The organism is Microbacterium canaveralium (assembly GCF_047238045.1).
GTDB lineage: Bacteria > Actinomycetota > Actinomycetes > Actinomycetales > Microbacteriaceae > Microbacterium.
Genome location: NZ_JBDFMA010000003.1, coordinates 2,666,401 through 2,682,488 on the forward strand (window position 1 = coordinate 2,666,401; position 16,088 = coordinate 2,682,488).

Sequence of the window (16,088 nt, forward strand, 5' to 3'; positions counted from 1 at the left end):
TCGATCAAGCCGCCGACCTCGGGAGCAGCCACCGTGTCCACATTCCTGTACACCCTGGGTCGCTGGTCGTTCCGTCACCCGTGGCGCGTCCTGTCGGCCTGGCTGCTGATCCTGGTGCTCGCCGGCGGCGGCGTCGCGCTGTTCGCCAAGGGAACCGACAACACCTTCGCGATCCCCGGCACCGAGTCGCAGGCCGGGCTCGAGATGCTCTCCCGCACTTTCCCCCAGGTGAGCGGTGCCGGTGCCGACATCGTCGTCGTCTCCGCCGACGGGGCGAGCGTGCGCGATCAGCCGTACCAGGATGCCATCGGCACCACGATCGCCGACATCGAGAAGCTCGACTTCGTCGAGGCCGTGACCAACCCCTTCGACGAGCGCATCTCGGGCGGGGTGTCCGACGACGACCGCGCCGCGATCATCCGCATCCAGTTCTCCGGCGAGGCGACCGAGGTTCCCACCGCCACGGAGGACAGCCTGCGGGAGGACACGACCTCCCTGGCCGCCGACCTGCCGTCGGGGTCGCAGGCGGTCCTGGGCGGTCAGCTCTTCGCGACCGAGATCCCGGGCGCGAGCCTCACCGAGGCGCTCGGCGTGGTCATCGCCGCGATCGTGCTCATGCTCACGTTCCGTTCGTTCCTGGTTGCCGGGATGCCGCTGGCCACCGCGATCCTCGGCGTCGCCCTCTCCGTCGCGCTGATCTTCGTCGCCACCGGATTCGCGACGGTCTCGTCGACGACGCCGCTGCTGGCCGTCATGCTCGGTCTCGCGGTCGGCATCGACTACGCCCTCTTCATCGTGTCGCGACATCAGGACCAAGTGCGCGGCGGAATGGATCCCGAGGAATCCGCGGCCCGCGCAACGGGGACGGCCGGCTCGGCCGTCGTGTTCGCCGGCATCACGGTACTCATCGCGCTCATCGGCCTGAGCTTCGCCGGCATCCCGTTCCTGACCACGATGGGCGTCGCCGCGTCGGTGGCCGTCGCGATCGCCGTCTGCATCGGGCTGACGCTGACGCCCGCGTTCCTCGGTTTCGCCAAGGGCCGGGTCGTCGGCTGGCGCCGGAAGAAGGCGGTCACGGCCGAGAAGCGGTCGCACGGCCCCGCCGCCCGGTGGGTGGGTCTGGTGACTCGGCATCCCGTCGTCACGTCGGTGTCGATCGTCGCGGTGCTCGGCGTGGCCGCCATCCCGGCCGGAAGCCTCGCCCTCACCCTTCCGACCGCCGGGCAGCTGCCCCCGGGCAACGAGGCGCGCACGGCCTACGAGCTGACCGACGAATACTTCGGCCCCGGGGCGAACGGCCCGCTCATCATGACCGGCACCATCGTCACGTCGAACGACCCGCTGACGCTCATGACCGACATCGGCGACGAGGTGGCCAAGATCCCCGGCGTCGCGAAGATCGCCCTCGCGACCCCGAACCAGACCGCCGACACCGGCATCGTGCAGATCGTGCCCGAGACCGGCCCCGAGGATCCCCGCACCGCGGACCTCGTACGCGAGCTCCGTGCCGCCGAGGACCGCCTCTACGACCAGTTCGGCGTGCGCCTGCTGGTCACCGGATACACGGCGGTGACGATCGACATCTCCGACCAGCTGGGTGCGGCGCTGCTGCCGTTCGGGATCTTCGTCGTCGGCCTGTCCCTGATCCTGCTGATGATCGTCTTCCGCTCGATCTGGGTTCCGCTGACCGCCGCCGGCGGATACCTGCTGTCGGTCGCCTCGTCGTTCGGAGTCGTGGCGGCGGTGTTCGAGTGGGGCTGGTTCGCCGACGCCCTGCACGTGGCCAAGGTCGGTCCGATCATCAGCTTCATGCCGATCGTGGTGATGGGCGTGCTGTTCGGTCTCGCGATGGACTATCAGGTCTTCCTCGTCTCGCGCATGCGCGAGGACTACGTACACGCCGACCGCGAGGGCCGCACGCCGCGCGAGGTCGCCCTGGGCGCGGTGCGCAGCGGTTTCATGGGGTCGGCCCGCGTCGTCGTGGCCGCCGCCGTGATCATGTTCTCGGTCTTCGTCGCGTTCGTCCCCGAGGGCGATTCGAGCCTGAAGCCGATCGCGCTGGGCCTCGCCGTCGGTGTCGCCGTCGACGCGTTCCTCGTACGCATGACCCTGGTCCCCGCGGTGCTCGCGCTCCTCGGGGCGAAGGCCTGGTGGATGCCACGCTGGCTCGATCGTCTGCTGCCCCAACTCGACGTCGAGGGCGAGGCCGTGGAGAGGGAGCTCGGTCTCGCGGACTGGCCGACCGGGGCCGCCGTCGCGGTCGCTGCGGACGATCTGCGCACCGCCACGCGATCCGACGACGACGTGCCGGCGTTCGCCGACGTGCACATCCGACTCGCCTACGGGGGAACGCTGCTCGTGACCGGCGAGACCCGTGTGACGCGCCCGCTGCTGCTGGCACTGGCCGGCCGGCTCCCCGCCGTCCAAGGACGCCTGCGTGTGGACGGCCTGCTGCTGCCCGAACGGGCCGCCGCGGTGCGCTCACGTGTCGGAATCGCGTTGCTCGATGACGCCGAGTCCGCGGTCGAGGAGGTGACCCGCGCGATCGGTGGTCGCTCCCGCCTCGCCGTGCTGTGCGACGTCGACCGGCTCGACACCGACGCCCGCGCCGACATCGCCGAGGCCCTGCGGCGCGCCGCGGTCGACGCGCGCGAGCGCAGCGACGACGCCGACTCCGCCTTCACCCTGGTCGTGTCGGCGCGCGACGAGCGCCGCGCGCTCGCCCTGCTCGCCGACGCCCATCGCCCCGACGTGACCTCGCTCGCGTTGCCGTCTCCGCACCGGCCCCGTCCGGCTCACGAGTCCTTCACCGATCTCTCCGAGGTGTTCGCATGACCGTCCCCGTCGAGCGCTCCCGCTCGCGCCGCCCCGTGACCTGGCTCACCCTCATCGGCGTTCTCCTGCTTCCCGCCGTGATCGGTGGCATCCTGGTCGGCGCGCTGTACAACCCCACCGATCGGCTCGACAACATCACCGCCGCGATCGTCAACGACGACAAGGCCGTCGAGCTCAACGGTCAACTCGTCCCCCTCGGGCGCCAGCTCACCGGTGGGCTGGTGAAGGGCGCCGACGACCAACCCAGCAACATCGACTGGGTCATCTCCAACGATGAGGACGCCGCGTCCGGCCTCGAGGACGGGACCTACACCGCCGTCGTGACGATCCCGGAGAACTTCACGTCCGCGGCGCTGTCCACGCGCCCGGGCGAGACACCGGAACGCGCCACGATCGGCGTGCAGACCGCCCCCGACGCGCGCGTCGTGGACGGCGCGATCACCGCGCAATTGGCATCCACCGCGTCCTCGGTGTTCGGCACCGAATTGTCGTCGCAGTACCTCACCAACGTCTTCCTCGGCTTCACGACCCTGGGTCAGCAGTTGGGCACCGCCGCCAGCGGCGCTCACCAGCTCGCCGACGGTGCGGGGCAGGCGGCGACCGGGGCGACGGGATTGAAGGACGGTCTCGGTCAGCTCTCCGACGGCTCCGCGCAGCTCGCGACCGGAGCGCAGCAGCTCGCCGCCGGGGCGACACCCCTCGCCGACGGCGCATCGAAGGTCGCCGGTGGCGCGACGTCCCTGGCCGGCGGCACGCGAGAAGCAGCAACGGGTGTCGGCGATCTCGCGGGGGGCGCGAACGCGATCGCCGACGGCAACCAGAGGCTCGCGGACGAGATCAACGGGATCGCCGACCAGATCCCGCCGGAGTTCGCGCAGGTCGCCACCGATCTGTCGCAGGCCGCGCCGCAGGTGAACGACGCCCTCGTCAAGGCCGCCGCGGCCCTGCAGCAGGCCGCCGACGACTGCACCGGCACGCCGGAGCAGTGCGACGCCCTCCGCAAGGCCGCCGACGATGCGAACGCCGCCCTCCCCCAGGCCACCGCCACGGTGACCAAGATCGGGCAGCTCGCCGGTGACGCCGCGAAGCTCCCCGCCGGCATCCGCACGATCGCCGAGGCCAATCAGCAGCTCGCCGATGGTGCCCGCGGACTCGCCGGGGGTGCCACCAAGGCCGCCACCGGCCTCAGTACGATCGCGGGTGGCATCGACGGCGTCGCCGGTGGTGCGAGCCAGGTCGCTTCGGGTGTTCAGCAGTTCGGTGCGGGCGCGGCGGGTCTCAGCTCGGGCGCCGCGCAAGTGGCATCCGGTGCGTCCAGTGCCGAGGACGGTGCCGGGCAGCTCGCGGACGGCGTGCAGCAGGTCGCTACCGGAACGTCGTCGCTCGCCGACGGACTCGACACCGCCGTCCAGCAGATCCCGACCTACACCGACGCGCAGGCGCAGAGCCTCGCCGACATCGTCGCCGACCCGGTGTCCGCCACCGGCGTGAGCGACTCGCTGTTCGGCATCGCGGCGGTTCCGCTGCTGGCGATGGCCGTGCTGTGGTTCGGCGGTGTGGCGTCGTTCGTCGCGTTCCAGGCCGTGTCGGCCCGGGCGCTCACGAGCCGACGCGCGTCGGGGCTCGTCGCGCTGCGCGGGTTCGCCCCGGCGGCCATCGTGGGTGCGGTGCAGGGTCTCCTCGTTGCGGGCGTCGTGCAGGTGGCATCCCAATACGACTGGGGCGACTGGGCGCTGTTCGCGCTGGTCTGCATCGCCGCGGGCGTCGCCTTCGCCGCGGTGAACCAGGCTCTCGTCGCCGTCTTCGGTGGCGCAGGGCGCTGGATCGCCGCGATCGTGGGCGCGCTGGCCGTGGCCGCCAACATCGTCTCGACGGTGCCGCCGGTTCTCGCGGGCCTCTCGTCGCTCCTGCCGACGTCGCCGGCATACTCCGCGATGCTCGGTGCCCTCGCGTCGTCGGGCGGAGTCGGCGCCGGGATCGTGGGGCTCGCCGTGTGGGCCGTCCTGGCGCTGATCGCGACGACGCTCGTCGTGGTCCGCCGCCGCACCGCGTCCCTCCGCACCGCGGCTCAGCCCGCGTAGCCGGGCGCGGTCGCGACCGGATGCCGCGACACCGGCCGAACTCCTGAGTTTCCGGCCGCGCAGCCGCCCGGCGCGCGCCTGCGGCCCCACCAACCCCCGTTTCTCAGGAGTTCGGCCCGCGGCCACGGCCGCGAGCCCGCCGCGCCGCCGCCGCCGTCAGGAGTCGGTACGGCCGCAGCGGTCAACGACCGGATGCCGCGTCACGTGCCGAACTCCTGAGATTCCGGCCGTGCAGCCGCCCGGCGCGCGCCTGCGGCCCCACCAACCCCCGTTTCTCAGGAGTTCGGCCCGTGGCCACGGGTGGAAACGCCACGTGCCCCGCAGCCCAGACTCCCCGCGGCCGCAGACGCGGCTCGTGCCGGGGAGCAGCGGGCGTCAGGTCGTCAGGCCGGAGTAGGCGTGCAGGCCCTTGAAGAAGACGTTGACGATCGTGAAGTTGAACAGCACCGCGGCGAAACCGATGATCGACAGCCACGCCGAACGGGTGCCGCGCCAGCCGCGCGTCGCGCGGGCGTGGATGTACCCGGCGTAGAGCACCCAGATCACGAAGGTCCACACCTCCTTGGTGTCGAAACCCCAGAAGCGGCCCCACGCGTCATTGGCCCAGATCGAGCCGGCGATGAGCGTGAACGTCCAGAAGATGAACCCGACGATCGCGAAGCGGTACGCCAGCGATTCCAGCGCGTCGGCGGTCGGAAGCGTCTGCAGGAAGCTGCGGCGGGGGGCAGCGGCATCCGGCGAGGCAGCGGCGACAGCCAGCTTGCGCTCCCGACGGGTCTGGAGCAGCTGCATCACCGAGAGACCGAAGGCCAGGGCGAACAGGGCCGTTGCCAGCGACGCGACGAACACGTGGATGACGAGCCACACCGACTTCAGCGGGTCGGCGAGCGGCACGACCTCGACGTGGAACGCCAGCGTCGCCCCGCCGAGCAGCACGACGGCCAGCCCGGTGATGAGCGAGCCGAGGAACCGCAGGTCGAACCGCGTGAGGACGACGAGGTACACCGCGACGACCAGCAGCACACCGGTCAGCGCGAACTCGTACATGTTCGACCACGGCACGCGACCGGCCGCGACGCCGCGCAGAACGGTGCCGGCCAGGTGGAACAGGAAGCCGAGGGAGACCAGGGCGGTGCCCATGCGTGCCCACAGGTAACGCGGCTTGGTGGAGGAGGTCCCGGATGCCGATGACCGCGGCGGCGCGGCGATGACGCCGCCGCCCCCGGCGGTAACGAGCTCGCGCGCGACGACCTCGTCTTTGGCCTTGATCGCGAGGTCGGAGCGGCGGGCGAGGTCGATCGCATAGGCGATGAACGCCAGCACGTAGATCGCGACGGCCGTCCATACGAGGAGGAGGGAGATCTCGTCGAGCAGGAGGGGGTCGGTTCCGGGCATGGTGTCAGTCTACTTTTCCGGTGTCAGGGCGGCTCTGGTCGTTCGGAGCCGAACGGGAGGAGAGGTCGGGGTCGTCCGTCGCCGCGGCCTCGGCGGGAGCCGCGTCCCCGAGAAGGGGGCGGTGCCGTTCGACGACCTGGTCGACGGCGGCGGCGAGAGTGGGGTCTTCGCCACGGGCGAGGCCGGCGTACTCCACGCGGACGGTGTCACCGTGCGGTGTCGCCTTCACCCACATGCGGCGGCGCGGCACGAAGAGCGCAGCCAGAAGACCGAGCGTGGCGAGAGCGGCGAAACCGAGCACCCAGGGCCCCGCGAGGTCGCGGTGGATCGACAGCGAGGCGAAACGCTTGACCGAGCCCGCGTACCCGGTCGCGCCGGCGGGAGCCTCGTTCTCGAACGTGATGGTGCCGAGTCCGTTCGGCAGATCCTGCGTCTCGCCGGGCATGAGGCGCAGCGCGGGGTTCCCGCTGTCGCCGCCGGCGATCTGAGTCATCCCGGTCGGGTCGAGGGTGTACACCGAGCGCGGCGTGCCGTTGTCGATCCCCAGGTCTCCGGCGTACACGCGAAGCGTCAGGACGGGGTACTCCAGGTCGCCGTAGGTCGAGGTGAGGGCGCCCGAGGTCAGGGTGTCCATCGTCGGGTAGAAGAACCCGATGAGCCCCAGCTGCTGCGGCATCCCGTCGGCGACCTTGATCACACCGAGCGAGGTCATGTTGGCATCCTGCGGGAGGAAGGCCACCGAGTCGTGGAACACCTCCACGCCCTGCGCGTTGCGGATCGTCACGGTCGGGGCGTAGCCGTTGCCGAGCAGGTAGACGCGGTCGCCCTGCACGTCGAGCGGGTGGTTCACGCGCACCTGGCCCTCGTGCGTCTGGCCGTCGGGCGTGAGGGTGGTCACGTTCGCGGCGAAATCTCCGGCCTGTCCCGAGCCCGGCTGCCCCGGCGGCACGTAGGAGACGTCGAAGCGGTCCAGCGTCATGGAGTACGGCGCGAGGGCGTCGGGGTCGACGAATCGGCCGGGATTGAACGAGGAGTAGTCGAGCAGGCTGTTCGTGAACGCCTGGCCCTCGACGAGCACGCGCTGCCCGGTGTAGGTGAATCCCCCGCCGGCCCCCACGGCGATGAGCACGCCGACCAGCGCCGCGTGGAACACGAGGTTGCCGGTCTCGCGCAGGTAGCCGCGCTCCGCCGAGGCCGAGAACGAGCCGCGCCCGTCGTACCGGGCGACGCGGTAGCCGCTCTTGCGTAGCTGGGCGCCGGCGCTGTCGACCGCCGCGGCGGCGACGGAGGCGGCATCCTGCCCCTCGGGCACCGACACCGTCACCGACCGGTGGTCGTCCAGGCGCTCGAGCCGTGCGGGCGTGCGCGGGGGCTGCGAGCGCAACGCCTTCCAGTGGTGCTTCGTGCGCGGGAGGACGCACCCGATCAGCGAGATGAACAGCAGGATGTATATCGCCGAGAACCACGGCGACGTGTACACGTCGAAGAGGCTGAGCTTGTCGAGTACCGGCGCGAGGTCGGGGTTGTCGGTGAAGTACTGCGTGACACCGTTCGGGTCGGCGCCGCGCTGCGGCACGATCGACCCGGGCACCGCCGCGATCGCGAGGAGGAGCAGCAGGACGAGGGCCGTGCGCATGCTCGTCAGCTGCCGCCACCCCCAGCGCAGCCACCCCACGAAGCCCAGGCGCGGCGACGTGATGTCGTCACCCGACGGCGCGGCGGAGTCGGCGTGGTCGGACGGCCGCAGCACACCGTCGGTCGGTTCGATCACGGTCTTTCCTCGGTCAGAGCGGGAGCTGGACACGGCCGATCACCCCCTGCAGGGTCGACATCCACGCGCCCCAGACCCCGGTCACCATCAGCAGGCCGAGCACGATCAACAGGGCGCCGCCGATGAGGTTGACGACGCGGATGTGGCGGCGGACGAACGCCACCGAACGCGTCGCCCAGCCGAAGCCGAGGGCGAGGAGCAGGAACGGGATGCCGAGCCCCAGCGAGTACGCCAAACCGAGAAGGGCGGCCCGCCCCGGGTCGCCCAGGTTGTACGACACCGAGAGGATCGCCGTCAGGGTCGGGCCGATGCAGGGCGTCCAACCGACGCCGAGCGCGATGCCCAGCAGCGGCGCCCCGATGAGTCCGAGGTTGCTGCGGGCCTGGAAGCGCACCGTCCGCTGCGCGAGCCCGAAGACCCCGATGAAGACGAGCCCGAGCAGGATGATGACCACGCCCATGACGCGCGTGATCGTGTCGGCGTACCGGACGAAGAACTGCCCGGCCGTCCCCCCGAGAACGTTGACCGCCATGAACACGAGGGTGAAGCCCGCGATGAACAGCAGTGTTCCCAAGACCAGACGGGAGCGACCCGGGGCGGATGCCGATCCCCCGCGCGGCGCGACCGCGCCCCCGATGAAGCCGAGGTACCCCGGCACGAGCGGCAGCACGCACGGGGAGAGGAACGAGATCAGCCCCGCCGCGAGGGCGACGGGGAGGGCGAGCCACAGTGCTCCGTCGAAGACGAGAGCTCCCGGGTTCACGCGCTCTCCGCGAGCACGGTGCGCACCATCGCTTCGAGGATGGATGCCTCGGGCAACTCGCCGATGACACGCGCGGCGACGCGGCCCTCGCGGTCGAGGACGAGGGTCGTGGGCGTGGCGTTGATCGACGTCTTGTCGGCGAAGGCGAGCTTGAGCTCGGCGTCGCTCACAGCCATCGCGCTCGAGTAGGACACGTTGTTGTCGCGCGCGAAGGAGAGCGCCGTGGCGGGCTGGTCGTACGTGTTGATGCCGAGGAACGCCACGTCCTGGCCCTGGAACGACTGATAGGCCTGCTCGAGGCGCGGCGCCTCGATGATGCACGGACCGCACGTGGCGTACCAGAAGTTCACGACGAGGACCTTGCCGGCGTAGTCGGCGCTGGAGACGGCCGAGCCGTTGTCGAGCGTGCCCGCGAAGTCGACGGGTTCGCCCCGGTTCTCGGGGGCGATCTCCTTCGTCTGGAAGCCGTTGGCCGCGATGTACCCCTTGTTGTCGCCCGCGCGGTACTGCTCGGCGAGCGGGTCGGCGCTGCACGCGGCGAGGCCCACCAGGAGCGCGAGCGCGGCTGTGGCGGAGAGGATTCGGCGCATCACACGGCTCCTACGTCGACGGCTCCGGCCGTCGCGGCCGGCTCGGCGTACGCCACCTCGACCCAGCGGGAGGAACCGGCGGCGCCGTCTCGCCGCTCGAAGCTCGTCACGCTCGACAGCGCACAGCGGCGCTTGCGGGGGTCGTGGCGGGTGGGCTGCTGGGAGAGGGCGAGGTGCGTGACCCAGATGGGCAGCTGGTGGGACACGACGACGACATCGCCGGAGGGCACTCGGTCCCAGGCGTCGTTCATCGCCTCGGTCATGCGCGCGACGATCCGCTCGTACGGCTCGCCCCAGCTGGGCACGGCCGGGCGCGACAGATGGCGCCAGTTCAGCGGGTTCGCGAGCGCCTGCTTCATCCGCCGACCCTCGAACACGTTCGTCGGCTCGATGACGCGGTCGTCGATGAACGGCTCGATGCCGAATGTCTGGACGAAGGGTTCCGCGGACTCACGCGTGCGCTGCAGGGGCGAGACGACGAGCGCGCCGATCGGACGCTCGAGTTCGTGCACGTACTGCGCGGCTTGCCGTGCCATGCGGCGGCCGTCGACGCTGAGTCCGAATCCGGGGAGCCGACCGTAGAGCACGCGGCGCGGGTTGTGGACTTCCCCGTGGCGCACGAGATGGAGGCGGTCGGCGGGCACGGCATCCAGTCTATGGGCGGGTCTTGTGGGCCGGCTGAGCGAGCAGCCCCGTTGGTTCGACGCCGTCCTACCTCCGGATGCCGGTCCTCAGACCTCGCGGCGGGAGGCGAGCAGCGACCGGACTCGCGCGTACAGGAACCACGCGATGCCCACTGCGACCCCCGCGATCACGACGTACTGCAGGATGTCGGCGTACTGCTCGATGACGTGCCAGTTCTCACCGAGCAGGTACCCGGCCAGCACGAAGATCGTGTTCCAGATCAGGCTGCCCGCCGCGGTCAGCAGACCGAACCGCCACAGCGGCATCTTCGCCACCCCCGCCGGGATCGAGATGAGGCTGCGGAAGATCGGCACCATGCGCCCGAAGAACACCGCCTTGCCCCCGTGCCGCTCGAACCACGCGACGGTGCGGTCGACATCCTCGGGGTGGAGCAGCGGGATTCTCGCGGCGATGGCGCGCAGTCGTGCGGCTCCGAGCCACCGCCCCAGGCCGTAGAGGGCGAACGCGCCCACGACGGATCCGAGCGTGGTCCACAGCAGCGCCTCGAACAGGGTGAACGAGCCCCGGCTGGCGGTGAGACCCGCCATCGGCAGAACGACCTCGCTCGGCAGCGGGGGGAACAGATTCTCCAGCGCGATCGCGACCCCCGCGCCGATGGGACCGATGATCTCCATGAGCGAGACCGTCCAGTCGGCCAGCGACGTGAGCCACGACTGGTCGCCGGATGTGTCGGCGGACGCGCCGCGCAGGGACGGCGTACCGCCCAGGGTGAGGGTGCTGTCGGTCATCGGGTGCCTTCGCGCTCGGTGATCGGCCGCCCGTCCGGACGCCCGCCCGAAGCTTAGAGCCGTCGCCTCCGCGAGACCTGGGAACGGGTCAGGATGCCGAGATCCCGGCGCTCACGATCGCGGCGGCGACGAACCACAAGGCGGCCATGAGGACGATGCCCGCCAGCGGCACCCAGAAGGTGATGCGATGCCGCACGAGCCGGACGATCGCGGCCACCACGGCGACCAGCAGAACGCCCCACGGGGCGATGACGGCGAACCAGAGGCCGAAGTTCATCAGGCTTTCATCGCAGGCGACCGCCCCGCAGGCATCCGACGCGAACGTCAGGAAGAACCCGGCGTACGAGCACGCGAGCGCGGCGAGCGGGAGCAGCACGAGCAGGACGATCGTGAGCGCGAGATCCCATCCCCGTCGCGCGGGGCGCGGAGGCTGCTCGGGCCGCAGCATCCGGTACGACTCCGGGGGGAGGGAAAAGGTCACGGGCGACATCCTAGAGATGCGGCGTCATTGATTCGCGTCGAACGCCCTCCTCGTCCTACGTTCGAGCCGTGTCGTCCTCCTCGTCCACCGCCCCCGCCGGGCTGGGCGGCGTGTTCCCGGTCGCGCGGTCGTTCCTCGACGCGCGACCGGTCGAACCCGTCGTCCTCCCCTACGGCGGCGCGCTCCCCGCCCTGCCCACCTCCGTGCGCGCCGACCTCCGCGCGACCGCCAACGTCGATGTCGTGCACGACCCCGCGGCGCCGGACCCGCTCGCGTGGCGCGCCTTCGGCATCCTGTACGCGCAGGTGCGCGCCGAGCAGGTCGTGCTCGCCCTGTCGGCCCGCACGAACCTCACGCTCGCCGGGAGCACCGTGCGCATCGTCGGCGACGGTCCGCTCGCCGCGACACTCACGACGGTGTTGCGCCGCCTCGGGGCGGCTGTGGTGCGGGCCACGGACGATCCGGTCGAGCGGCTCGCCGCGCGGCTCGACGGCGTCCGCGTCGAGGCTGTCGTCGCGGCGAGCGCCGCGCCCCTCACGATCCTCACGGGCACCGGTCACGACGGCATCCTGCCGACGGACGCCCCCGGGCTCGTCGCGGATGCCGCTCCGCGGCCCGTGGATGCCACGGCACTGCCGTCCCCGCGCCCGCACGTGCGCGCGACCGCGAACGGATCCCTCGTGGAGATGCCCTCCCCCCTCCCGGTCGACGGAGAACGCCCGACGGCCGCGCAGCTCCATCTCGCTGACGCTCTCACCGCGGCACTGCTCGCCCGCACCCGCGTCGATGGAGACGACGCGTTCGCCACGGCGGTGACCCCGTGAGCGGCCGCATCGCCGACCCGTCGCTGTGGCGCGCGGGGCACGACCGTATCGAGTGGGCTCGCGCGCACATGCCCGTGACGACCGCGCTCGCCGACCGCCTGACCCGCGAGGGCACCGTCGCGGGGGTGCGCATCGGCGTCTCCGACGTGCTCGAGCCGAAGACGGCCACGATCGCCCTCGCGCTCGCCGAGGCCGGTGCCGAGGTGACGGTGACCTCCGCCGGCCGCAACACCGACGACGCGGTGGCGGCGGCGCTGGCGCACGCGGGCATCCCGGTCTACGCCCGCGCGGACGCCGACCGTGTCGAGGACCGCGCGAATGCCCTCGCTCTGCTGGACCACCGGCCGCACGTGATCGTGGACGACGGCGCATCGACCATCCGCCTCGCGCATCTCGAGCGACCCGATGTCGTCGCCGACATGCGCGGAGCCACGGAGCAGACCACCTCGGGCGTGCGACCCCTGCGCCGCATGGAGGCCGAGGGGGCGCTGCGCATCCCCGTCGTCGCCGCGAACGACGCCCGGTCCAAGTCGCTGTTCGACAACATGCACGGCACGGGCCAGTCGGTCGTGTTCGCCGTCGCCGATGTCGCCAACCGCTCCTTCCGTGGCGCGACCGTCGCGGTCGTCGGGTTCGGACGTGTCGGCACCGGGATCGCCCAGCACGCCGCGGCCCTCGGCGCGCGCGTCGTCGTGACCGAGACCGACCCGGTCGCCGCGCTGCAAGCCGCGTTCGCGGGGTTCGAGGTGCGCACCCTCGCCGAGGCCGTACGGTTCGCCGACATCGTCATCTCCGCGACCGGCATCCGTCACACGATCGACGTCGCCCATCTCGACGCGCTGCGCACCGGCGCCGTCGTGGCGGTCGGCGGCGGCGTCGGCCAGGAGATCGCCCTGGACGCCGCGCGCGCGGCGGGGGCCGTCGAGACCTCGCGCACCGGTGCGGTCTCCGTGCTCCGGATGCCGAGCGGAGCCGAGGTCCGCGTGCTGGACGACGGCAACTGCCTCAACGTCAGCGCCGCCGAGGGGAATCCGGTGGAGATCATGGACCTCTCCTTCGGGGTCCAGCTCGCCTCGGTGGCACACGTGCTCGCGACCCCCGACCTCGCGCCGGGCGTCCACGAGCTGCCCCGAGCCGCGGACGACGAGGTGGCGGCCATCGCCCTCGCCTCGTTCGGGGGAACGCTGGATGCCCCGTCGGCGGCGCAGCAGGCGTTCCTGGCGGCGTGGAACCCCGAGGAGGGCGAGGAGTGACGGTCGTCGTCCACCGCGCTCCCGTCGTCCTGTCCCCCGGCTCCGCACCGCTCGCGGACGGGGCCGTGGCCGTGGCCGACGGCCGCATCGTGGCCATGGGTCCCGTGGACGCGGTGGTCACCGACGCCGGCCCGGACACCGACCTGCGCGAGTGGGACGGCGTGCTCACGCCCGGGCTCATCAACGCGCACACGCACCTGCAGTACAGCGACATGGCCGCCGTCGGACTCGCCGAGCACGACGGCTTCGAGGCGTGGATGAGCGCCTTCATGGAGCTGTACCCCGTCCCGCGCGACTGGGGTGCCTCCGCAGCCGCCGGCGCCGCGCTGGCTCTGCGCTCGGGCACGACGGCGGTCGCGGAGATCGTCACCGACGCGGCGGCCGGTTCGGCGGTTCACGACGCGGGGCTCCACGGCATCGCGTTCTGGGAGGTCCTCGGCTGGACCGAACGCACGTGGACCGAAACCGGCGAGCGCACCGTGCGTGCCGAGCTCGCGGCGCTCCCCACCCCGCCGGCGACCGGCCTGTCGCCGCACGCGATCTACTCGCTCGACACCGCGGTCCTCCGCGACCTGGCGCGCCTGGCGCAGCAGCTCGGGGTGCGCCAGCACATCCACGCCGCGGAGTCCGCCTGGGAGGACGCGTACGTCCGCTCCGGCACGGGCGACCTCGCCGAGCGCTGGCGCGCGAACGGCCGTGGCGAGTTCGCGCTCCTGCGCGACGGCGGCGTGGGCACGGGTGTCATCCGGTACCTGGACGACCTCGGTGCCCTGACCCCGACGACGCACCTCGCGCACGGGATCTACGTGGACGCCGACGACCGGGCACTTCTGCGCGAGCGCGGGGTCAGCGTGGCCCTGTGTCCCCGTTCGAACGCCGTGATCGGCCTCGACCCGGCCCCGGTCGCGGCGTACCTCCGCGAGGGCAACGCGATCGCCGTCGGCACCGACTCCCTGTCGTCCTCCCCCAGCCTGTCGCCGTGGCAGGACGTCGCGGCGCTGCACGACATCGCGCGCGCCCAGGGGTACGCCGACGACGACCTCCACGCCCGCCTGTTCGCCGCGGCGACCTCCGGCGGGGCGCACGCCCTCGGCCTGGACGACACCGGCGTGCTCCGCGTCGGAGCCCGCGCCGATCTCGCAGTCTTCCCGGTCGCCTCGACCGCGCCGCGGGATGCGCTCGCCGAGCTCGTCGAGGCGGGTCCCGCCGAGGCATCCCTCACCGTCGTCGGCGGACGCACCCGCTGGACGACCTTCCCCGAGCACGAACGGACCACCGCGCATGTCTGACCCCCGCCCCCTGCTTTTCGGCCTGTACGAGCAGGCCTGCGTCGGCAACGGATCATCGGCGGCGAGCCTGTGGACCCACCCCGCCGACGACCGACTGTCGGCCACGTCGTTGCGGTACTGGGTCGACCAGGCTCAGCGCGTCGAGGACGCGGGCATGGACCTGTTCTTCTTCGGCGACGTGCTCGGGCTCTACGACACCTACCGGGGCGGGGCCGAGACCGCGATCCGGCACGGCGTCGAGATCCCCGCCCTCGACCCGATGCTGCACATCCCGGCCCTGGCCGCGGTCACCGACCGCATCGCCTTCGGCACCACGGTGTCGACGACGTACGAGCACCCCTTCGCCCACGCCCGACGCTTCTCGACGCTCGACCACCTCACGGGCGGACGCATCGGCTGGAACGTCGTGACTTCCTACCTCCCGGGCGCGGCGGCCAACTTCGGGCTCGACGTCATGGCGCACGACAGCCGCTACGACCGCGCCGACGAGTTCCTCGACGTCGCGTACGCCCTGTGGGAGCGCAGCTGGGACGACGACGCGTTCGTCGGCGACAAGGCATCCGGGGTGTTCGCCGACCCCGCGAAGGTGCACCGCATCGACCACGTCGGCGAGCACTTCCGGGTCGCCGGTCCCCACCTGGTCACCCCGTCGCCGCAGCGCACCCCCGTCATCATCCAGGCCGGGTGGTCGCCGCGCGGCCGCGAGTTCGCCGCGCGGCACGCCGAGCTGATCTTCGTCGGCGACTCCGACCCCGTGGCCGTGCGCGAGGGACTCGCCGGCATCCGTCGCCGCGCGAAGGAGCTGGGGCGGGATGCCTCGCAGATCCGGGCCGTGGTCGGGATGAACCTCGTCGTGGCACCGACCGCGATCGGCGTGCAGGAGAAGATCGACTCCCTCCAGGCCCACTACGCCGCGGAGGCGCAGCTGGCCGCGTACGCCGGTTGGGGCGGCATCGACTTCTCGCAGTACGCCGACGACGAGCCGCTGGTCAAGCGCGCCACGAACGCCACGCAGACGAAGGAGACGCGCGGCGACGCCCCGGTGCTCACCGCGGGAGACGTCCGTCGCCAGTTCTCGAGAGTCACGGCGTTCGCGGACGACCGTTTCCTCGGCACCCCCGACGACGTCGCCGATGCGATCGACGCATTCGTCGACGAGTCCGGCGTCGACGGGTTCCTCCTGCATCCGTTCCTGTCGCCGGGGTCGGTCGACGACTTCGCCGAGCTGCTGGTGCCGGCGCTGCGCGAGCGCGGGCTCTACGGCGGGTTCCCGCAGGACGGCACGTTCCGCTCGCGCCTCCGCGACGACCGGCGCGACCGTCTCGGCGACGACCACCCGGCGCGCGCCGCACGTCACTGACGGCCGCGGCGGG

13 protein-coding genes are annotated in these 16,088 nt (G+C 72.0%); 6 read left to right on the forward strand and 7 right to left on the reverse strand.

Annotation, left to right across the window (positions count from 1 at the left end; all coding sequences use genetic code 11):
• Positions 1-33 precede the first annotated feature (33 nt).
• Positions 34-2,835 (forward strand): MMPL family transporter, encoded by a 2,802-nt coding sequence (locus ABC271_RS13825; RefSeq protein WP_412925413.1) that lies wholly within the window; start codon positions 34-36, stop codon positions 2,833-2,835.
• Entirely contained in the window at positions 2,832-4,916 is a 2,085-nt protein-coding gene (locus ABC271_RS13830) for a YhgE/Pip domain-containing protein (RefSeq protein WP_412925414.1), read from the forward strand. Before ABC271_RS13825 ends, ABC271_RS13830 begins: the two co-directional genes overlap by 4 nt.
• Before the next feature lie 375 nt (positions 4,917-5,291).
• On the opposite strand, the gene ccsB is transcribed toward ABC271_RS13830, so the two are convergent.
• From ccsB to ABC271_RS13865, 7 genes are all read right to left on the reverse strand, one after another.
• Positions 5,292-6,311, reverse strand: a complete 1,020-nt coding sequence (ccsB, locus tag ABC271_RS13835; RefSeq protein WP_412925415.1) for a c-type cytochrome biogenesis protein CcsB — start codon at positions 6,309-6,311, stop codon at positions 5,292-5,294.
• Positions 6,312-6,315: 4 nt separating this feature from the next.
• Complete coding sequence (gene resB, locus ABC271_RS13840; protein ID WP_412925416.1) at positions 6,316-8,082, reverse strand: cytochrome c biogenesis protein ResB; 1,767 nt, start codon at positions 8,080-8,082, stop codon at positions 6,316-6,318.
• 13 nt (positions 8,083-8,095) lie between these two features.
• A complete protein-coding gene (locus tag ABC271_RS13845; protein WP_412925417.1) occupies positions 8,096-8,845 on the reverse strand; it encodes a cytochrome c biogenesis CcdA family protein in 750 nt (249 codons plus the stop codon).
• The gene (locus ABC271_RS13850; RefSeq protein WP_412925418.1) at positions 8,842-9,435 is read right to left on the reverse strand and encodes a TlpA family protein disulfide reductase; all 594 of its coding nucleotides are present in this window, start codon (positions 9,433-9,435) and stop codon (positions 8,842-8,844) included. The genes ABC271_RS13845 and ABC271_RS13850 overlap by 4 nt, the downstream gene beginning before the upstream one ends.
• Complete coding sequence (locus tag ABC271_RS13855; RefSeq protein ID WP_412925419.1) at positions 9,435-10,079, reverse strand: histidine phosphatase family protein; 645 nt, start codon at positions 10,077-10,079, stop codon at positions 9,435-9,437. The genes ABC271_RS13850 and ABC271_RS13855 overlap by 1 nt, the downstream gene beginning before the upstream one ends.
• Positions 10,080-10,166: 87 nt before the next feature.
• A complete protein-coding gene (locus ABC271_RS13860; RefSeq protein WP_412925420.1) occupies positions 10,167-10,868 on the reverse strand; it encodes a DedA family protein in 702 nt (233 codons plus the stop codon).
• Positions 10,869-10,956: 88 nt separating this feature from the next.
• A complete protein-coding gene (locus tag ABC271_RS13865; protein ID WP_412925421.1) occupies positions 10,957-11,349 on the reverse strand; it encodes a hypothetical protein in 393 nt (130 codons plus the stop codon).
• A gap of 68 nt (positions 11,350-11,417) precedes the next feature.
• Here ABC271_RS13865 and ABC271_RS13870 point away from each other — a divergent pair, with 68 nt between their 5' ends.
• Genes ABC271_RS13870 through ABC271_RS13885 form a run of 4 tightly spaced genes read left to right on the forward strand, consistent with a single transcriptional unit; the run spans position 11,418 to position 16,075 of the window.
• Positions 11,418-12,173 carry a hypothetical protein gene (locus ABC271_RS13870; protein WP_412925422.1) on the forward strand — a complete coding sequence of 252 codons (756 nt, stop codon included), beginning with the start codon at positions 11,418-11,420 and terminating at the stop codon, positions 12,171-12,173.
• Positions 12,170-13,426 carry an adenosylhomocysteinase gene (locus ABC271_RS13875; RefSeq protein ID WP_412925423.1) on the forward strand — a complete coding sequence of 419 codons (1,257 nt, stop codon included), beginning with the start codon at positions 12,170-12,172 and terminating at the stop codon, positions 13,424-13,426. Before ABC271_RS13870 ends, ABC271_RS13875 begins: the two co-directional genes overlap by 4 nt.
• Entirely contained in the window at positions 13,423-14,715 is a 1,293-nt protein-coding gene (locus tag ABC271_RS13880; protein ID WP_412925424.1) for an amidohydrolase family protein, read from the forward strand. The genes ABC271_RS13875 and ABC271_RS13880 overlap by 4 nt, the downstream gene beginning before the upstream one ends.
• A complete protein-coding gene (locus ABC271_RS13885) occupies positions 14,708-16,075 on the forward strand; it encodes an NtaA/DmoA family FMN-dependent monooxygenase (RefSeq protein WP_412925425.1) in 1,368 nt (455 codons plus the stop codon). Before ABC271_RS13880 ends, ABC271_RS13885 begins: the two co-directional genes overlap by 8 nt.
• Positions 16,076-16,088 lie beyond the last annotated feature (13 nt).

Coding starts and splice junctions, on each gene's coding strand:
- ABC271_RS13830 (WP_412925414.1), top strand. CDS start 2,832: ATGACCGTCCCCGTCGAGCGCTCCCGCTCGCGCCGCCCCGTGACCTGG.
- ccsB (WP_412925415.1), bottom strand. CDS start 6,311: ATGCCCGGAACCGACCCCCTCCTGCTCGACGAGATCTCCCTCCTCCTC.
- ABC271_RS13850 (WP_412925418.1), bottom strand. CDS start 9,435: ATGCGCCGAATCCTCTCCGCCACAGCCGCGCTCGCGCTCCTGGTGGGC.
- ABC271_RS13860 (WP_412925420.1), bottom strand. CDS start 10,868: ATGACCGACAGCACCCTCACCCTGGGCGGTACGCCGTCCCTGCGCGGC.
- ABC271_RS13885 (WP_412925425.1), top strand. CDS start 14,708: ATGTCTGACCCCCGCCCCCTGCTTTTCGGCCTGTACGAGCAGGCCTGC.